Raw genomic sequence first — 17,751 nt, 5'->3', positions numbered from 1 at the left:
GGCGTGCACCGCAACACCAGCTTCCGCTGGCGCCACCGCTTCCTGCACCTGGCCAAGGATGACCGTCCGGCAGCGCTGGCCGGCATCGCCGAAGCCGATGAACTGTTCCTGCTCGAATCCCGGAAGGGTTCGCGCACGCTCGACAGGCCGCCGCGCAAGCGCGCAGGTGTGGCCAGCCGGCGCGGCATCAACAGTGAACACGTCTGCGTGCTGGTCGCCCGCGACCGCACCGGCGCTACCTTCGATTTCGTTACCGGCCGGGGCGCCGTCACCACGGCCCAGCTGCACCGCTATCTGCTTCCGGTGCTGGACAGGGATGTGCTGCTGGTCACCGATTCCCATCCGGCCTACAAGGCGTTCGCCCGAACTGCCGCCATCTCGCACGAAGCGGTGAACCTGCGGGCCGGCGAACGGGTGCGTGGCGCCGTCCATGTGCAAAACGTCAATGCCTACCACCGGCGCTTCCGCCAGTGGCTTGCCCGCTTCAATGGCGTGGCCTCGCGCTATCTGCCCAATTATCTCGGCTGGCAGTGGGCGGTCGACGGACGTCGTATCGGATCGGCGGAGGCGATGCTGCGAATAGCGCTGGGCACGTCCAACATCGAACGGTGACAGCGCCGAAAAGTTCAGCGCAGGCGCGCAGGGTCGATACGGACCTCGGTTCCGACCACACCATGACCGGTCGCATTGCTGATGCTGCCATCCCTGCCTTTCGCTTCACGTACCAATGCGGCCAGCGCACGCCGGGCTGCCTCGGGGTCGGGACGCGGCAGGTCGCGCGCCAGAAGCCCCGCCACGATGGGCGCGGCATACGAGGTACCCCGCACCTGCCGATAGGGCGGACTGCCGGGTACCGCGCTGACCATGTGATTCCCCGGGGCTGCGAACATCACCTGCGGCCCGCGCCCGGCCTCGGGCAAGGGCTGGCCGCGCCGGTCGACACCGCTCACGCCGACCACCCCCGGATAGCTGGCCGGGTACAGCGGCGCCGCCGCCGGGCCGTCGTTGCCGACCGCCGCCACCAGCAGGTGTCCACGTCCCACCAGTGCCGCTACCGCGCGCTCCAGCGCCGCATTGCGCGGACCGACCAGGCTGATGTTCACCACGCCGACCCGTTCGCGCGCCAGCCAGCCGAGCGCGCCCATGATCCGGTCGACCGATCCGCCGGCCGGTTCGTCGCAGTAGACGTCCGCCGCGTACAGGCTGGCGCCGGGCGCCGCGCCGCTGAAATGGGGAGAACGGCCGACCATCAGGGCGGCCACGGCCGTCCCGTGCGGCGCCGGATGCTGCGCGCCGCCGCATCCCCACTGGCGGACCTCGACCTTGTCGAACACGATGTGGGAACGGTCGACGCCGCTGTCCACCAGGCCGACGCGCACCGCAGCGCCCGCATCCGGTCCGGACGCGCGGCCGACGCCGTCGCCGGCCTGCGCTCCGCTGCCGCTGAACAGGTGGTTGAAGTCGTAGACACCCTCCGGATCGGCCGAGCGCAGCGCCTCCAGCAGGCTGGCCACGGACGGCCCGCTCGCTAGCTGCGCCCGGAACACCACCAGGCGCTGGCCGAGGTCCGGATACGCCTCTTCCCGCATTACGGACAGGCCGGCGGCAGCGGCAGCCTGCATGCCGGCCGGGCCCGGCGACCAGGCCAGGATCTCGCCGCGTACGATGACGTTCCCGTAGGGATCCTGCGCCAGGCGCTCCGGATGGCGCGCCAGCAGGCCGGCGAGCCGGTCGATGCGCAGGCCTTCCAGCTCAGGCAGCGGCGCCCGGTCCAGCAGGCGCTCGAGCGGCCGCCGCAGCTCCCCGGTCCCGAGCGGACCGATACGCTCGGGCAAGGATACGGAAGGCAGCGACGGCAAACCGAGCTGGGCACGGGCCGGCGAGGCGGCGGCAAGCAGCATGCAAACGAGCAAGAGGCGACCTGATTTCATGCGAGGATCATATATGATTGCAACTGAGGATTACACCTGAGATATGTATGAACGAATCGACGATGGAATAAAATCCCTGCGCCGCACGTTATCCTTGAAAGACCGCCGACCATGCTAGCCAGCGAGATTGCCGCCCTGCTACCGCGGATGCGCCGTTTCGCGCGTTCGCTCACCTACCATCGCGAAGACGCGGACGACCTGGTCCAGATCGCGATGGAGCGCGCGCTCGGCCGCAGCGAGCAGTACACGCCGGGAACACGCCTCGACAGCTGGTTGTTCCGCATCATCAAGAACGCCTGGATCGACGAGGTACGCAGCCGTGCCCGGCGCGACGAGCTGTTCGCTCCCGAGGAAGCGGGCGAGCAGGTCGGCGACGACTTCGCGCAGGCGCACCAGCAGCGCCTGGCGATCCAGAAGGCGGTGAACCTGCTGTCCGAAGAGCACCGGCTGGTGGTCGGCCTGGTGCTGGTGGACGGCCTGGGTTACAAGGAAGCCGCCGAGGTGCTCGAGATTCCCGTGGGTACCCTAACCAGTCGCCTGGCAAGGGCCCGTGACGCCTTGCAGCAGATCCTGTCCGACCACACGAAAGCACGCGCATGAATTACGACGACGACACCCTGATGGCGTATGCCGACGGCGAACTCGACCCGGCACAACGCGCCGCCATCGCCCAGGCGATGCGCGACGATCCCGCCGTGGCGGCGGCCGTTGCACGCCACCAGGCCTTGCGCCAGGACGTCTTTGCCGCTTTTGCAGGGGCCCTCGACGAACCGGTACCCGAACGCCTGCAGCCGCCGGCTGCGGCCCGGGTTCTCGATCTGGGCGCAGCGCGCGCCGCACGCGACGCGACGGCGCCGGAGGATCGTGCACGCCTGCGGCGCCGCGTGTCGTGGCCCCAATGGGGCGCCCTCGCCGCCTCGCTGGCGGTCGGCGTGCTGGCCGGCAGCCTCGGCACTGGATGGCTGGGTGGCGGCGGCGCGCCGGCCCTGGCCCAGGGCCCAGGCGGCGAGCTGGCCGCCGGGGGGCGCCTCGCCGATGCGCTCGACCGCCAACTGGCCCAGGACGGCGGCACGGGGGAAGTGCGCGTCGGCCTGAGCTTCCAGGCGGCCTCCGGCGGGTATTGCCGCACTTTCCAGCTGGGCGGATCGAGCGGACTGGCCTGCCGCGAAGGCGGCCGCTGGCGCATTCCGGTGCTGGCTGACAGCCCGGCACCGCAAGCCGATTATCGCCAGGCGTCTGCGCAGTTGCCGCCGGCCGTACTCGATGCCGTGGACGCCCGGATCGAGGGCAGCACGCTCGACGCAGCGGCCGAACGGGCGGCCCGCGAGCGCGGCTGGGAATCCGGGGCCGGCAAGGGACGCTGAAAAAGCTCCCAGCCCGACAATCAAACCTGTTAAGCTTGCCATATTGCCATGACACAATCATGGCGCTTCCATCTTCCGACACCGCCGCCATGCCCGCATGAAAACGCGCACTTATCTGTACTTGATGGCGGCCGCCATCCTGATCCCGGTCGCCCTGGCGTTCTGGATCGGCGTGTCCATGCTGCTGGACTGGGAGCGTGAATCGCGCATCCATCGCGTGCAGGAAACGGCGCGTTCCACCGCACTGCTGGTGGACCGCGAGATCGCGGTCAAGGAAGCGCTGCTGCGCGTGATCGCCAATTCGGAAGCGCTCGGCGAGCAGAATTTTCAGCGCGTGTACCGGCTCGCAACGCGCCTGAACGGGGACGATCGGATGTCCTGGACCACCCTGGTGGACGAGCGCTACCAACCGATCTTCAACACCCTCACGCCCTTCGGCACGGAGCTGAAGGGTGAAACCCGCCATTACGTCGACAAAGTGCTGCGCACCGAGAAAACCCGGGTGTCCGGCTATTTCTACGGCCCCACGTCGAAACGGGCAGTGGTGTCGGTGGACGTCGCGTCGCCGCCAGGCCAGGGGCCTCGCTACGTGGTGAGCCAGATCTTCGATGCCCGCTACTTCGAGCGGGTATTCGCCAACAGCACGCTCGAACCCACCTGGCTGGTCGGCATCTTCGACGCCAAGGGCGTGACCATCGCCCGCAACCGCCACGGGGCGGCGTCCGCCGGCAAGCCGATGCACCCCGACATACGCACTGCCGCCCTGCATGCCGGCAGCGGCGTGCTGCGCCACGTGACCCATGAAGGAACCGAGGTCTACGGCATCTACACGCGTGCGGCGACCAGCGGCTGGACCATCGTCATCGGGGTGCCGGTGGCCGAGATCGAAGCGGCCGCCCGCACCGCCGCCACCTATGCCACGCTGGCGCTGATCCTGCTGATGGGCATGGCGCTCCTGACGGCCGTGTTCTTCGGTAACAAGCTGTCGAACGCCCTGCAGCAGGCCGGCAGCGTCGCCAATGGGCTGGCGCGCGGCGCGGTCGCCCGGCCGCGCCCGACCAAGGTGGACGAGGTCGACGCCCTGCTCGACGGCCTGCACTACACCAGCGAGGCCTTGTCGCGCGAGAGCGCGGCGCGCCAGGCGCTGCAGTACGAGCGCGAGCAGCTCCTGGTGAGCGAACAGCGCGCGCGCCGGGTGGCCGAAGCCCAGAGCCAGGCCAAGGACAGCTTCCTGGCCATGCTGGGACACGAACTGCGCAACCCGCTGGCGGCGATCTCGGGCGCCATGAGCGTGCTCGACATGCCGGGTGTGAAGCCGGAGCTGGCGGCGAATGCGCGCGACATCAGCCGGCGCCAGATGCGCCACCTGGTCCGCATCGTCGACGACCTGCTCGACGTGCAGCGTATTCTGTCGGGCAAGATCGTCCTGCAGCGCACGCCGGTCAACCTGTCCGAGGTGCTGCGTTCCTGCGTCGAGGCCAAGCGCCTGGTCGACGCCGGCAAGCATCACTGGGAAGCCGAGCTCGTCCCCTGCTGGGTCGACGGCGACCGCACCCGCCTCGAGCAGATCGTCGACAACCTGCTGCACAACGCCATCAAGTACACGCCGGCCGGCGGCAGCATCACGGTGCGCTGCAAGACCAGCGGCGAGGAAGTCGTCGTGGAAGTCTGCGATACCGGAGTCGGCCTGGCACCGGAACTCCTGCCCCTGATCTTCGACGTGCTGGTGCAAGGGCCGACCAGCATCGACCGTGCCCAGGGCGGCCTCGGGCTCGGCCTGGCCCTGGTGAAGGAACTCAGCGCGCTGCATGGCGGCAAGGTGTCGGTACACAGCGCAGGCCATGGCCAGGGCTGCACCTTCACCCTGGTGTTGCCGCTATGCCAGGATCCGGCGCTCGACACGCCGCCGGCCCAGGAAGCGAACGGGGCCGCACCGGCGCGTCCCACACTCGACCCGGCCTGAGTCTGTAAATCCGGCGCTTCGCCCATACGTGTTCATTGTGAACGCTTCATGGACCATGCCGCCATGCGAATTTTCCTGCGCAGCCTGCTACTTGCCGTACTCCTGATTGCCGCCTGGGGCCTGCTCGAGCCCTGGGTGCGCCATGCCGTGTATGCGATGCGGCTTGCGGCGATGCCGGCGCCGGGCGCCCTCGCCATGCCGGTCAGCGGCATACGCCCCAAGGCGCTGCGCGACACCTGGCATGCAAGCCGCAGCGAGGGCCGCAGGCACGAGGGCATCGACATCTTCGCCAAACGCGGCACGGCGGTGCGCGCCGCCACCGAAGGCATCGTGCTGCGGGTCGGGACCAACCGCCTCGGCGGCCAGGTGGTGTGGGTGCTGGGACCGGGCGGCCAGCGTCATTATTACGCCCACCTCGACCGTTTTTCGGACGTGGCGCCGGGCATGCGGGTCGAGGAAGGCCGGGTGCTGGGCTACGTCGGCAATACCGGGAACGCCCGCACCACGCCGCCCCACCTGCACTACGGGGTGTACGGCAAGGCCGGGCCGGTCAACCCGTATCCGCTCCTGCGCGGTGGCGCGCCGGACCGGACGGCACAGGCCGACCAACCTTAGATGATCTCTTCCTCGCCCGAGCTTGGCGGCGGGGGCGGCACGTCCGGCAACTGCATCGGCGGCGCGGTCTGCACCGGCGCCGGCTGGCTTGGCGCCGGCTGGATCGGCGCCTCGACCGGCTCGTCCTCATCCTCGATCGGTGCCGGGTCAGGCACCTCTCCGCCTTCCATCCCTTCCTCGATCTCGAGTTCGCCCGGACCTTCCTCGACGTATTCCGGCTCCTGGTACCGGCGCGCCGTCGGCCTGCGTTCGCCCGGCAGCAGCGCGTTCGGATCGAGCTTGCCGCCGTCGACGGCGCTGCGCATGAAGTCGCCGACCAGCAGCAGCGCGTTGTGCCCGCCCTGCCCCCAGTAGCTGCTGCGCATCGTCACGCGGTTGTCGTTGAAGCCGACCCAGGCGCCCGCCACCAGATTCGGGTGCATCAGGATGAACCAGCCGTCGGTATTGTTCTGGGTGGTGCCGGTCTTGCCGGCCAGGTCGCCGTTCACCCCGAAGCGGTAGCGCACGCCGCCGCCGGTGCCGCGGTCGACCACGCCGCGCAGCATGTCGATCAGGTTCAGCGCGGCATCCTGCGACAGGGCCCGTTCCGGGGCGTCCGGCGCGAAATCGGCAATGGTCTTGCCGTCGCGGTCGGTGATGCGGCGCACGAACACCGGCTTGCGGTATTCGCCCTGGGCGGCAATGGTGCTATAGGTGCTGACCATTTCGAGCAGGGTCACCGGGCTGGTGCCCAGTGCCAGCGAAGGCACCGCCGCCAGCTTGCTCTGGCGGATGCCCATGCCCTGGGCCAGGCGCACGATCGGGCTGACCCCGACCTGCTGCATCACCTGCGCGGTGATGGTGTTCTTGGAATACACCAGGCCGTCGCGCATGCTCATCATGGCCCCGCTGTTGCCCGACATGTCGGTCGGGCGCCAGACCGTGCCGCCCACCTTGATGTCCTGCACCACGTCGCGGTAGGTCTGGTCGGGCGAAATGCCGCTCTCCAGGGCGGCGGCATAGACGATCGGCTTGAAGGTCGAGCCCGGCTGGCGGGCGGCCTGGGCCACGTGGTCGAACTGGTCGCGCTCAAAGCTGCGGCTGCCGACCCAGGCGCGCACCTCGCCGGTGTGCGGGTCCATCGCCACGAAGCCGGCTTCCAGGCGCGACTTGCTCGTCTTGAGCTCGCGCATGAACTCGCGGTCGGCCTTCAGGCGCTTGAGCGCAGCGGCCGGCGCTTCGCCATCCTCCACGGCCTGGCGGTATTCGCCGCTTTCGCGCACGAAGGCGTCGAGTTCGCGCGCATGCGAACGCCAATACCAGGCGAAAGGATCGACCTCGCGCCGCATCGACGTGTACATGCCGGCCGAGGTCGAGCGCGGCATGCCCTGGTAGGCCCACTCGACGTCGGCGATCGCCTGCAGCGTATTGGCCTGGCGCTCGACCGCGCGCACGGCGGCCGCCTGCAGGTCCATGTCGAGCGTGGTATGCACCACCAGGCCGTCGAGCTGCAGGTCGTAGTCGTTCTCCTGGGCCCAGTCGAGCAGCCACTTGCGCACGAAGGCGGTGAAGTGGTCGTCCTTGCCGCTGCGGTCGTTCAGGCGCGCGAAACGTACCCGCAGCGGGCGCTTGGCCAAGGCGCGGTAGCGCTCCTCGCTGAACGCGCCGTGCTTGGACATCTGCGCCAGCACCACGTTGCGGCGCGACTTCGAGCGTTCCGGGTTGGCCACCGGATTGTAGTAATGGGTGCCCTTGAGCATGCCGACCAGGGTGGCGGCTTCCAGCACGTCCAGCTTCGCGGCCGTCTTGCCGAAGTAGGTGCGCGCCGCCATCTCGATGCCGTAGGCGTTGTACAGGAAGGGTACCGTGTTCAGATAGGCCTCGAGGATCTCGGTCTTGCTGTAGGTGTTCTCGATCTTGATCGCGGTGATCAGTTCCTTCATCTTGCGGTTGATGCTGCGCGCCCGGCCGATCTCTTCCGGGAACATGTTGCGCGCCAGCTGCTGGGTAATGGTCGAGCCGCCTTGCGGGTCGCCCTTCACGGTGGCGACGAAAGCGCCGGCCACGCGCCGGAAATCCACGCCGTGGTGGTCGTAGAAGCGGTGGTCCTCGGTCGAGATCAGCGCCTTGATCACGTGCGGCGAGATCTGCGACAGCTTGACGCGCTCCTGCAGGCCCTTCTCGAAGCTGCCGAGCTCCTTGCCGTCGCTTGACAGGATCACGCTCGGGCGCGCGGTGCTGGCCTGGCGCAGGTCGTCGATGCCGGGCGTGAGCGGAATCAGGATCACCAGGTAGAGGAAGAAGGCCATCAGGCCGGCGGCGAGGCTCCACAGCCCGATCAGTACCGCCTGTTCCCAGCGCGGGCGGTCGCGCAGCCGCGCCTGCGCCATCGAGTACCCCGCCCGGGCGCGTCCGCGCGCGCCTTCGAACAGGCGCTTGCCATGCCGGCCGAGCGCGGCGCGGCGCGAGGCGCCGGGGGCGCCGTTTCCAGTCTTGTCGTCCGAGCCGCCGCGGGTGCCGCTCTTTTCTTCCTGATCCACTATAGAAATCCTTGCTGCGATTGCCGGTGAAGCGCACTTGCCCGTGCGCGTTGCGTATGCGACAAGTATAGCTGACCGGCGCGACAACCCCGGTCCGGCTCGCCAGCGCTACGGGCAGCGCCGTAAATGACGTCAAGCATGCACCGGCGTGGGTTCCACCCTTCCCTTGCGCAGCAGCGCTTCGACCGTCTGCACCGGCTCCGGGCGGCCGTAGATGTGGCCCTGCACCTCGTCGCAGCCGTAGGCGCGCAGGTTGTCGAGCTGTTCGATGGTCTCGACGCCCTCGGCGATGACCTGCATACGCAAGCCGTGCGCCAGCGAAATGATGGCGTCGACCATGGCCGCGCCGTCCGGGCTGACCATGTCGCGCACAAACGAGCGGTCGATCTTGAGCACGTCGACCGGGAAGCGCTTCAGGTAGGCCAGGCTGGAATAGCCGGTGCCGAAATCGTCGATCGACAGCTTCACCCCCATCGCTTTCAGGCAGCGCATGGTATCGATCGCCGCTTCGACGTCGGCCATCATCATGCTCTCGGTAAGCTCGATCTCGAGCGAATCGGCTTTCAATCCGGTCTCGTCGAGCACCGTGCGTACGGTCTGCACCAGGTCGGGTTCGGAGAACTGGCGCGCCGAGAGGTTGACGCCGATCCGGAGGTTGCCCAGGCCGGCGCGCTGCCAGTCGCGGTTCTGGCGGCAGGCGGCACGCAGGACCCAGGCGCCGATCGGCACGATCAGGCCGGTTTCCTCGGCCAGCGCGATGAAGCGCTCCGGCCGCACGGTGCCGAAGTGCGGATGGCGCCAGCGGATCAGTGCTTCGGTGCCCACCACGCACCCGCTGCCGAGTTCCACCTGGGGCTGGAAGTAGAGCTCGAACTGGTCTTCCCGCAAGGCGCTGCGCAGCGCGCCTTCCAGGGCCAGCCGGTCGATCGCGTGCGCATTCATGTGCGGGGCGTAGAACTGCACCGCGTTGCGGCCGGTCTGCTTGGCGCGGTACATGGCGACCTCGGCGTGCTTGACCAGGGTTTCCGGATCCAGGCCGTCGGCCGGATAGCCGGCCACCCCCGCGCTGGAGCCGAACACCAGGGTGTGGCCGTCGACGTCGAGCGGTTCGGCGAGCGCCTCGCGCACCGCCTGCAGCCGCGCCGCGGCCTGGCGCTCGTCGCGGCAATCGGTGAGCACCAGCATGAAATCGTCGCCGCCCGAGCGTGCGGCCGTGTCTGCCTGGCGGATCGCGCCGGCGATCCGTGCGGCCAGGGCGCGCAGCGCCTCGTCGCCGAGGCGGCGCCCGAGCGTGTCGTTGACCAGCTTGAAATGGTCGATGTCGAGCGCCACCGCCCACACCGGCGTGCCATTGGCGCTGGCGATGGCGCGCTCGATGCGGTCGGCCAGCAGCGCACGGTTGGCCAGTCCGGTGAGCGTGTCGTAGCGGGCCCGGTGCGCCAGCTCGGCCTCGTAGCGCTTGGCCACCGTGACGTCGTAGGTGGTGACCACGAAATGCTCGGTCTTGCCGCCCGCGTCCTTGACCGGGGCGATATAGACTTCGCTGACCAGCTCGCGGCCGTCGCGCGTGGCCTGGCGCACCAGGGCGTGGCCCTTGCGGCATTCGTACAGGGCCTGGCGCAGCTCTTCCAGTCCGGGCTCGTCGACGTCCTGGCGCGCCAGGCTGGCCAGCGGCTTGCCCACCAGTTCGCCCGGCCCGTAGCCGAGCGTGCGTTCGCAGGCCGGGTTGGCGTAGTCGATCGGGTAGCCGTGGCGGGTGGCGTTGATCAGGAGGATCGGGTTGGCCGCGGCTTCGATGGCGCGCTGGTGCAGGCGCAGCGCGCCGGTGGTCAGGGCCAGGTCGGCGGTACGGCGCTCGACCAGCGACTCGATGCGCCGGGTGCGGGCGCTGCGCTGCTGGACCAGGACCGCAGCGGCCACGCTCAACACGCAGCCATAGCCGAGGATCGACAGCGAACCTACCTGGCTGTCGACGCCGCGCGCCAGGCGCACCGCCGTCAGTTCCCAGCGGGTCCCTGCGACCGTGAAGCCGCGGGTGAGCGCACTTGGCCCGCCGCCGAGCCAGCGCTCCCAGGGCTCCTGCAGGGGCGGCGCGCCCGGGTGGCTGAACACGGCCACGCGATCGCCGCGGGCGGTATGGCCATACACCGTGAGCGCGGCGTCGCTGTCGGACAACAGGCGCCCCGCGTACAGGCTGCCACCGACCAGCAGGCCGGTATCGATCACGACCGCCGTGATTCCGAGGGCCGCCGTGCGCCGTGCCGCCACGCTCGCCAGGTCCGCCCCGGTGCGGTAAACCGGCATCGCCACCACCATGCCGCGCAGCGAACCGTCGCCCTGCACCAGGCGCAGCACCGGGCTGGCGGTGGCTTCGCCGGAGTCGATCGCGCGCTCGATCGTGGCACGCTCGACGGGATCGGACAGGACGTCGTAGCCGAACACCCCGGCATTGCCGGCGATCGGGACCACGTAGTCGTTGACGAGGTAACGCTCCCGTGGCCGCGCAGGCAGCAGTTCACCGCGCGGACCGCGCTCGGTGATGGTGAAGCCGGGCCAGAAGCGGCGCCGCGCCGCTTCAAAAGCGGGACGCTCGGCGCGGCTGACGAAGCGCTGGTACTCGAGGGCTTTCAGGTAGCCGTCGCCGGCCGCGAGCGGCTGGGCGAAGGCATCGAAGGCCTCGCGGGAGACCGCGCCGCCAGAGGCGGTGAACAGCAGGTTGAGCGCACGCATGTCGTGCACGGCATCGGCAAAGGCACGCGTGACCGCCGCCGTGCGCACGGCGGTGCGCTGCCCGAAATCGGCGCGCGCATTCTCCGCCTCCAGCTCGCGCGCCACGCCGAACAGGGTTGCCGTCAGCGCGAGCCCGGCCAGGAGGGTCGCCACGGCAGCGCGCGACACGAGGCGCCGCCGCTGTGTCAGCGGATGGGCGAGCAGCCGATTCATACCGCCTATGCTAGCAAATGCGGGCTGCGGCCGCGCCACGTTTCGGCCGGGCCACGTTGGCAGTGAAAAGGCAGCGACCGCCTGTGCTGGCGCGCCGAATTTCCGCTATGATCGCGCCATGCCAGAGAATCCCGCCCCCCCAGTCGAGGACGAGCAGCCACAGCGCGTCCTGCGGCAGTTCCGTATCGTTTTCAACGCAGTCAAGAGCCATTTCCGCCAGGTCGAGCGGGAGGCCGGCCTTGGCGGCGCCCAGCTGTGGGCGCTGTCGGTCATCGATCGCCATCCCGGCATCGGGGCCACCGGCCTGGCGCGCGAACTCGACATCCACCAATCGACCGCCAGCAACCTGGTGCGCGGGCTGGTCGAACGCGGCTTCGTCACCGGCAGCCGCGAGGGCGCGGACCGGCGCAACGTCGCGCTGCACCTGCAGGACGCCGGGCGCGAGGTGCTGAAACGTGCGCCCCTGCCCTTCGCCGGGGTGCTGCCCGACGCGCTGGCCAGCCTGGACGCGGCGACCCTGGAGCAGCTGGAACAGAACCTGGCGCGCCTGATCGCCCGGCTGGACGTGGACGAGGCGGCTGGACGCACGCCCTTGTCCCAGCTCTGACCCGGCAGCTTCGACTCAGCTGTGCGCCGGCTGGCGCGCCTCGAAGATCTCGCTGGCCACCCGCGCCAGGTCGTTCATCCCGCCCCCGCCCGCCAGGTGGCGGCGCAACAGGCCGGCCTGGCCGCCATCCTTCATCAGGGCCTCGATCACCGCACGCGCCTGGGCGAAGCCCGGGTCGGTCGAGCGCCGTCCCAGGCGCTCCAGGTCGGCGCGGATGACTTGCGCCACCGGCAGCGACACGGCGGTTTCCGGATCGATCCAGCTGGCGTCGACGCCGTCGCGGGCGGCGTTGAAGCGGTTCCAGGTGTACAGCTCGCGGCTGCCGTTGGACGGCCAGCGCCCCGGCTGGTCGGCGAATTCGAGGCAGAGTTCGCGTGCATAGACGGCCAGGGCGGCCGCGTATTCCGGCCGCAGCGGCGTATCGAGCACGCGCAGCTCGATGGTGCCGTATTCCGGCTTGGGGCGAACGTCCCAGTAGAAATCCTTGATGCTGTTGACGATCCCGAAACCGGCCAGGCGCTCGAAATAGTCGCGGAAATCCTGCCAGCTGCGGAACTCGTGCGGCTGGATGCCGCTCATCGGGAAGGCGCCGACCACGTTGCTGCGCGAACTGCAGAAGCCCGACACCTCGCCCTGCCAGCACACCGAATTGCTTGAGAGCGCGATGAACAGCGGCGCACGCTGGGTCAGCCAGGCGCACAGTCGCACCGCCTCGTCGGCCGTGCCGGCGCCGATGTGCACGTGCATGCCGAACACGGTAAACAGCTTGGCCAGGTAGCCGTACTTGCGCTCGGATTCGAAATAGCGCTCCTTCGGGAAGATGCGCTGCTCGTTCCAGCGCTGGAACGGATGGGCGCCGCCGCCCGACACCGAGGCGCCGACTTCGAACGCGGCGCGCTGGACCGTGCTGCGGATATGCTCGAGCTGCTCGCTGGCCTCGCCGTAGGACTGCAGGATCGAGGTCGCCACTTCCAGCATCGAGGTCGTGATCTCCGGCGTGTGCACCCAGGGCTTGTCGTGCTGGTCGAGGATGCGCAGGATGTCGGGCGCGGCCGGGAACAGGTCATAGGTCAGGCGGTCGAGCACCATCAGCTCGAGCTCGATGCCCATCGTGCCCACGGTCGAGGACTTGAAGTCCGGCAGGAAGGCCGGACCCTTGCCCGACACCGCCTGGGCCTGGGCCTGCGCCAGACGCGCCGCTTCGTCATTGTTCAGGGGTGCGCTCATGCCTTCATCTCCTCCTTGTAGCCAACGCTGCGTTCCTCGTGGGGCGCGCCCTGGCGCGCATCCTGGCGATACGTTTCACCTGCCATGCGCAAGCCAAGCCAGGTCAGGCCCGGCGCCAGCAGCACGTTCAGGGCCAGCAGCGCGCCCATCATCTCGCTGGAAGCGGGATCCAGGCCGGTATAGGCGTTGAGCGTGGTGTCGACCACCAGGCCGCCATAGCTGACCAGCGAGCACATCTGCAGGGCCATCGCGTGCTTCTTGTTGCGGTCCCAGGCCGTGGCCGGCACCAGGGCGGCGCGGGTGGCCAGGATGCGCACCGCGAACACGGCCAGCGCGCCCAGCAGCGTCCAGCCCTGGGCCAGCCCCTGCAGGTCCACCAGTGCCGCCGACATCAGGAACAGCAGCACGTAGCCGATGTCCTGGGCGGTCTTGAGCTGGGCCTGGAACACGTTGTCGCGCCGCTCCACGTTGCGCAGCAGCAGGCCCATCAAGAGCAGGGACAGCAGCGAACTGGCCGCCGACACCGAGCACAGGCCCAGGTCGATCAGCAGCGCGGCCAGCAGCATGCCGGGGCGCATGGTGGCCGGCACCTTGCACAGCCGCGTCGCGGCGGCATACAGGCCGTAGGACAGCAAGGCGATCGCCGCGCCGAGCACCAGCTTGCCGCCCTGGCGCATCAGTTCCTCGCCGAAGCCGGTGCTGGCATCGACGCCCTGGCTGCGCGTCCACGCCATCGTCAGCGCCAGCATCAGGAGCGCGACCAGGCTGCTCAGGCCGACCATGTTGGCGGTGGCGAAGGTGCTGGTGCCGCTGGCGTTCTCGTCGGCCGCCATCGAATTGACGATGACCGGATTCACCGCGATCAGGATCGAGGCGATGAAGATCGATGCGCCCCATGGCAGCCCGAGCAGGCGCAGGATCACGGCCACCGCCACGAAGCGCGCCAGCGTGGCCAGCAGCAGGCTGCCGCCCTGTCGGCCGCTCTTGAGCAGCCACGCCAGGTCCATCTTGCGGCCGACCTCGAACAGCACCAGGGCCGAGGCGGCGTTGAGCAGTTCCTGGAATTGCGCCAGCAGCGGACGGTCGATCAGGTTGCCGCCGGTCGCGCCCAGCAGCAGCCCGGCAAGCACGGCCCCATACAGCTTGGGCACCTTGAAGCGCTGCAGCAGCATGCCGAGCACCAGTGCCAGCATCAGGCCGAAGCCCAGTACGGCCAGCGGCGACAACAGCCACAGGGGCGTCGAGAAATCTTCATTCATGGCGGGCCTCCCAGGCGTGGGCAAGCGTGCTCAACTCTCGCTCGAGCACGGCGGCGCGCGCCTTGGCCGCCTCCTGCAGGGCCGGTGCGGGGGCAGCCGGCAGCTCGCTCGAGATACGCGCGCGCACGATGCCGCCGGCGTCGCGCAGCGGAATCCACAACTGGCCCGATACCGTCGTGTTCTCGCGCCAGACGGCGAGGAACTTGGCGCCGGTACGGTCGCCGGAGATGGAGGGTTCGATCAGGCTGAAATTGCGCAGCCACTCGGCGGCCGGGAAGCGCCGCGCCAGCAGCACCTGCATCGCGCTGCGCTGCTCCAGGCGGGCGTCGTCGCGCGAATAGGGCAGGTGCATCTGGGCCTGGCCCAGGCTGGCCGTGCGCAGGTCCAGGCAGCTCGCCTCGCTGACCCAGCGCCAGGAATCGGCCGCCTGCAGGCGCGGCTTGCCGTTGGTGGCGTCCAGCCAGGCCGTCATCAAGGGCGTGCGCTGCGGCGCCGGATTGGCGGCATCGATCGCGCGCACCGCCTCGGCGACCTTCTTCCAGTGGCCTGCCTGCCAGTTGCGGGTCGGAAGCCGGTCGGATGGACGCCAGCGCCACAGCACCGCCGACCACTGCCCGCCCTCCCCTTGCCAGACCATGCCGGCCTGCACCCTGCCCCCGGTCTGGACCAGCATCGACTGGCCGTTCCAGGCCGCGCTCCATGGGCGCAATACCGCACCGACCCCGGCGCCAAGGCGGTGCCAGGCAATCGCCGGCGCGGGCAGGCAGGTGTTGGGGCTGGCGGAGACGTCCTGCCAGTAGAGCATTTCGAGGTGCTGGCTCCAGGCGCAATGGCGCAGCGTCGGCGCGCCCAGGTTGGCCAGGCCGGATTCGACCGGCGCCGCGCAGCTGCCGGCGCGGGTCCCGGTCAGCTGGGTGAAATCGGCAACCGGCGGCGGCGCGGACTTGCGGCCTGCCGCGGCAGCATCGGGAACATGGAATGCGCCCAGCGCCAGCATGGCGGCCAGCATGGCTGCCGGAGGGCGGCGCTTGGACATGGGCGTGACGATCCGGGCTGCCTGGGTCGTCGGGGAAAACGGTGCGTTCAAGTTTCCTCCGGTGGGGCGCACAGGGGAAGCTCCAGCTTCGGCCTGGCGGTGGGCCGGCAGGCGCCGCGATCGCGCCAGCCGCGGCAGGATGGGCCGCGGCACCGAAAAAAGTCCCCCGGCACGATGCGGGGGACGAAAAGAAACGGACTCAACCGCCTCATCGCTGATCGGGTGCCGGGCCGTTGCTGGCTGGCACCACCCACCTATGATGGACTAAAAATAGTGCGAAGGCAACCTAATTTGTCCAAATGTATTTATATGCATGCTCCGTGAGCGGTTCATTCCTGACGCATGTGCAGCAGCGGATAAGGACGCCCGGCGTCATCCGTCGGCGAGCGTCCGGTCGCCGTGAATCCCATGTGGCGGTAGAAACCGAACGCCTGCAGGTTCTGCTCGTTGACGTCGACCGTGAGCCGTCCGGCAATGCTTTCGGCATGCGCCAGCAAGCGGCGCCCCGTTCCCTGGCCGCGGCTGGCCGGGTCGATGAACAAGGCGTCCACGTGAGCGCCGCTCAGTCCCAGGAAGCCGCAGGCGCGGCCCGCTTCGTCCAGCGCCACCCATACGCGGGTGGCGGGCAGGTAGTGTTCGGAGACCAGGGTGTCGATCTCGCGGAAGTCGGTATCGAGCAGGAAGTCATGGGTGGCGCGCACGCTGGCGCGCCAGATGTCCGCCAGGACAGCGGTGTCGGATGGGGTCGAGAGCCGGATGCGCATGGTGTTTTTCTTATACAGAGCGCAATTGTGCCTCAAAGCAGGCTTACTGTGCGTAAAATCGTGACAACAGGGCGGGAGGACCTATGGCATTGCCGACATGGCTGCAGGCAGGATTATGGGGATTGCTGGCGGGCGGCGCCCTGCTGGTCGGCGCCGCGCTCGGTTACCGGCTCGCGGTGCCGCAGCGCCTGATCGCCGCCGTCATGGCCTTCGGCAGCGGCGTCCTGATCTCGGCCCTCTCCTTCGAACTGATGGAACACGCCTTCCACACCGGCGGCTTCCCCGCCACGGCGCTGGGCTTCCTGGGCGGCGCCGCGGTGTACACCCTGGCCAACTGGTGGCTCGCCAAGCGCGGCGCGCGCCACCGCAAGCGCTCCGGCTGCCAGCCCCCGGCCAGCGAGAACGGCGGCAGCGGTACGGCCATCGCGGTCGGCGCCCTGCTCGACGGGATCCCTGAATCGATCGTCATCGGCCTGTCGATGCTGGGCGGGCGCGGCGTCAGCGTCGTCGCGGTGGCGGCCATCTTCCTGTCCAACATTCCGGAAGGCCTGTCGAGCGCCGCCGGGATGAAGCGCGCCGGGCGCTCCGCGCGCTACATTTTCGGGATCTGGGGCGGGATCGCCGTGGTCTCCGGCATCGCCGCCCTGCTCGGCTACGCGGTGTTCCGCCATTTTCCGCCGCAGGTGGTGGCGGCGACCACCGCGGTGGCGGCAGGCGCGATCCTGGCCATGCTGGTCGACACCATGATTCCCGAGGCCTTCGAGGAGACCCACGATTTCGCCGGCCTGATCACGGTGGCCGGCTTCCTGGCCGCGTACTCGCTCAGCAAGCTGGGGGGCTAGGCTTCGGCCTGCGCATGGTAGCCGGCGCCATCCCAGCGCGGCAGCTGCGCCTCGGCGCGGGCCGGCACCGCCCTGGCCGCATAGGCAGGCCCGAGCCGGGCGAGCAGGCGCGGAAAGGCCCGGCAATAGCTCGACTGGACGCCGGCCACATGGGCCAGCTCGGCATAGCCGATCACCTGCCCCGGCGGCACCGCCTCGATGACGCGGGCCACGCGCTCGCGCCAGTCTTCCGGCATCGCGGACAGGCGCTCTTCCAGCACGATGACCGGATCGCCAAGCTCGATCTCGCCGCCGGCGAGCACCCGTGCCAGCATGCCGCGTCTGGCGCCGATGGCGCGCGCAAGGCCAGGCGCGTGCCGGTCCAGGCCGCCGCAGGCTTCGCACTGGAAGCTCAAGCGCAGCCGTACTTGCGCGCCGATGCACAGTACCGTGCCGGAGGCCATGGCGGCGGTGTCGACGTCGAGCAGCAGATTCTCGCGCAAGGCATGCGGCGGCAGCCCGAGCGACCGGTAAGCGGGCGCGCCGGCGAGCAGCACCTGCCTCGGCGAGCGTGCATCGGCGTGCATGTCGCCGGCGAGACCGCAGCCGGTCACGGCCAGGGCACGCTCCATGCTGGCCGGCGCCGGCGTGCCGGGCGCGCGCACGGCGATCGCGCGCACCGTCCCAAGCTCCCGACCCATC

Annotated in this window: 15 protein-coding genes; 7 read left to right on the top strand and 8 right to left on the bottom strand. The window is 69.5% G+C overall.

The features are described 5' to 3' along the window. A partial coding sequence (locus ACK6C6_RS10755; protein WP_409267286.1) for an IS1595 family transposase occupies nucleotides 1-612 on the top strand: 612 nt, incomplete at its 5' end. Nucleotides 613-626: 14 nt separating this feature from the next. Here ACK6C6_RS10755 and ACK6C6_RS10750 read toward each other — a convergent pair. Continuing rightward, nucleotides 627-1,931 (bottom strand): S8 family serine peptidase, encoded by a 1,305-nt coding sequence (locus ACK6C6_RS10750; protein WP_409267285.1) that lies wholly within the window; start codon nucleotides 1,929-1,931, stop codon nucleotides 627-629. A 111-nt stretch (nucleotides 1,932-2,042) separates the two neighbouring features. On the opposite strand from ACK6C6_RS10750, the gene ACK6C6_RS10745 reads away from it, so the two are divergent. From ACK6C6_RS10745 to ACK6C6_RS10730, 4 genes are all read left to right on the top strand, one after another. Continuing rightward, complete coding sequence (locus ACK6C6_RS10745) at nucleotides 2,043-2,531, top strand: RNA polymerase sigma factor (protein WP_409267284.1); 489 nt, start codon at nucleotides 2,043-2,045, stop codon at nucleotides 2,529-2,531. Continuing rightward, nucleotides 2,528-3,295, top strand: a complete 768-nt coding sequence (locus ACK6C6_RS10740; protein ID WP_409267283.1) for an anti-sigma factor family protein — start codon at nucleotides 2,528-2,530, stop codon at nucleotides 3,293-3,295. The genes ACK6C6_RS10745 and ACK6C6_RS10740 overlap by 4 nt, the downstream gene beginning before the upstream one ends. A 97-nt stretch (nucleotides 3,296-3,392) precedes the next feature. After that, on the top strand, nucleotides 3,393-5,258 hold the full coding sequence (locus ACK6C6_RS10735) for an ATP-binding protein (protein ID WP_409267282.1): 1,866 nt from the start codon (nucleotides 3,393-3,395) through the stop codon (nucleotides 5,256-5,258). Between the two features lie 63 nt (nucleotides 5,259-5,321). Beyond that, the gene (locus ACK6C6_RS10730; RefSeq protein WP_409267281.1) at nucleotides 5,322-5,873 is read left to right on the top strand and encodes a M23 family metallopeptidase; all 552 of its coding nucleotides are present in this window, start codon (nucleotides 5,322-5,324) and stop codon (nucleotides 5,871-5,873) included. Here ACK6C6_RS10730 and ACK6C6_RS10725 read toward each other — a convergent pair. Further along, on the bottom strand, nucleotides 5,870-8,392 hold the full coding sequence (locus tag ACK6C6_RS10725) for a penicillin-binding protein 1A (RefSeq protein WP_409267280.1): 2,523 nt from the start codon (nucleotides 8,390-8,392) through the stop codon (nucleotides 5,870-5,872). The genes ACK6C6_RS10730 and ACK6C6_RS10725 overlap by 4 nt on opposite strands. 132 nt (nucleotides 8,393-8,524) lie before the next feature. Continuing rightward, on the bottom strand, nucleotides 8,525-11,335 hold the full coding sequence (locus ACK6C6_RS10720) for an EAL domain-containing protein (protein ID WP_409267279.1): 2,811 nt from the start codon (nucleotides 11,333-11,335) through the stop codon (nucleotides 8,525-8,527). 118 nt (nucleotides 11,336-11,453) lie between these two features. Between ACK6C6_RS10720 and ACK6C6_RS10715 the strand changes: the two genes are divergently transcribed. Then, on the top strand, nucleotides 11,454-11,942 hold the full coding sequence (locus ACK6C6_RS10715) for a MarR family winged helix-turn-helix transcriptional regulator (protein ID WP_209586617.1): 489 nt from the start codon (nucleotides 11,454-11,456) through the stop codon (nucleotides 11,940-11,942). A 15-nt stretch (nucleotides 11,943-11,957) separates the two neighbouring features. Here the strand turns inward: ACK6C6_RS10715 and ACK6C6_RS10710 are convergent, their stop codons facing one another. The 4 genes from ACK6C6_RS10710 to ACK6C6_RS10695 form a co-directional block, all read right to left on the bottom strand. Continuing rightward, complete coding sequence (locus ACK6C6_RS10710; RefSeq protein WP_209586616.1) at nucleotides 11,958-13,169, bottom strand: YbdK family carboxylate-amine ligase; 1,212 nt, start codon at nucleotides 13,167-13,169, stop codon at nucleotides 11,958-11,960. Next, nucleotides 13,166-14,428 (bottom strand): cation:proton antiporter, encoded by a 1,263-nt coding sequence (locus ACK6C6_RS10705; protein ID WP_409267278.1) that lies wholly within the window; start codon nucleotides 14,426-14,428, stop codon nucleotides 13,166-13,168. The genes ACK6C6_RS10710 and ACK6C6_RS10705 overlap by 4 nt, the downstream gene beginning before the upstream one ends. Continuing rightward, nucleotides 14,421-15,515, bottom strand: a complete 1,095-nt coding sequence (locus tag ACK6C6_RS10700; protein WP_409267277.1) for a hypothetical protein — start codon at nucleotides 15,513-15,515, stop codon at nucleotides 14,421-14,423. Before ACK6C6_RS10700 ends, ACK6C6_RS10705 begins: the two co-directional genes overlap by 8 nt. A 278-nt stretch (nucleotides 15,516-15,793) precedes the next feature. Further along, nucleotides 15,794-16,228 carry an acetyltransferase gene (locus ACK6C6_RS10695; protein ID WP_409267276.1) on the bottom strand — a complete coding sequence of 145 codons (435 nt, stop codon included), beginning with the start codon at nucleotides 16,226-16,228 and terminating at the stop codon, nucleotides 15,794-15,796. 83 nt (nucleotides 16,229-16,311) lie between these two features. Here ACK6C6_RS10695 and ACK6C6_RS10690 point away from each other — a divergent pair, with 83 nt between their 5' ends. Further along, nucleotides 16,312-17,070, top strand: a complete 759-nt coding sequence (locus ACK6C6_RS10690) for a ZIP family metal transporter (RefSeq protein ID WP_409267275.1) — start codon at nucleotides 16,312-16,314, stop codon at nucleotides 17,068-17,070. Here ACK6C6_RS10690 and ACK6C6_RS10685 read toward each other — a convergent pair. Continuing rightward, nucleotides 17,067-17,750 carry an MOSC domain-containing protein gene (locus ACK6C6_RS10685; RefSeq protein ID WP_409267274.1) on the bottom strand — a complete coding sequence of 228 codons (684 nt, stop codon included), beginning with the start codon at nucleotides 17,748-17,750 and terminating at the stop codon, nucleotides 17,067-17,069. The genes ACK6C6_RS10690 and ACK6C6_RS10685 overlap by 4 nt on opposite strands. Nucleotide 17,751 lies beyond the last annotated feature (1 nt).

The sequence above is a fragment of the Massilia sp. BHUDP2 genome (assembly GCF_046236355.1).
GTDB classification, from domain to species: Bacteria; Pseudomonadota; Gammaproteobacteria; order Burkholderiales; family Burkholderiaceae_D; genus Telluria; species Telluria varians.
The sequence above is the reverse complement of the archived record's forward strand: the minus strand, read 5'-3'. Positions and strand labels throughout refer to the sequence as shown.

What these genes read in the sequence shown, in the direction of transcription:
- ACK6C6_RS10690 (WP_409267275.1), top strand. Translation starts at nt 16,312, where the DNA reads ATGGCATTGCCGACATGGCTGCAGGCAGGATTATGGGGATTGCTGGCG.
- ACK6C6_RS10745 (WP_409267284.1), top strand. Translation starts at nt 2,043, where the DNA reads ATGCTAGCCAGCGAGATTGCCGCCCTGCTACCGCGGATGCGCCGTTTC.
- ACK6C6_RS10705 (WP_409267278.1), bottom strand. Translation starts at nt 14,428, where the DNA reads ATGAATGAAGATTTCTCGACGCCCCTGTGGCTGTTGTCGCCGCTGGCC.
- ACK6C6_RS10685 (WP_409267274.1), bottom strand. Translation starts at nt 17,750, where the DNA reads ATGGGTCGGGAGCTTGGGACGGTGCGCGCGATCGCCGTGCGCGCGCCC.
- ACK6C6_RS10750 (WP_409267285.1), bottom strand. Translation starts at nt 1,931, where the DNA reads ATGAAATCAGGTCGCCTCTTGCTCGTTTGCATGCTGCTTGCCGCCGCC.
- ACK6C6_RS10720 (WP_409267279.1), bottom strand. Translation starts at nt 11,335, where the DNA reads ATGAATCGGCTGCTCGCCCATCCGCTGACACAGCGGCGGCGCCTCGTG.
- ACK6C6_RS10735 (WP_409267282.1), top strand. Translation starts at nt 3,393, where the DNA reads ATGAAAACGCGCACTTATCTGTACTTGATGGCGGCCGCCATCCTGATC.
- ACK6C6_RS10740 (WP_409267283.1), top strand. Translation starts at nt 2,528, where the DNA reads ATGAATTACGACGACGACACCCTGATGGCGTATGCCGACGGCGAACTC.
- ACK6C6_RS10695 (WP_409267276.1), bottom strand. Translation starts at nt 16,228, where the DNA reads ATGCGCATCCGGCTCTCGACCCCATCCGACACCGCTGTCCTGGCGGAC.
- ACK6C6_RS10715 (WP_209586617.1), top strand. Translation starts at nt 11,454, where the DNA reads ATGCCAGAGAATCCCGCCCCCCCAGTCGAGGACGAGCAGCCACAGCGC.
- ACK6C6_RS10730 (WP_409267281.1), top strand. Translation starts at nt 5,322, where the DNA reads ATGCGAATTTTCCTGCGCAGCCTGCTACTTGCCGTACTCCTGATTGCC.
- ACK6C6_RS10710 (WP_209586616.1), bottom strand. Translation starts at nt 13,169, where the DNA reads ATGAGCGCACCCCTGAACAATGACGAAGCGGCGCGTCTGGCGCAGGCC.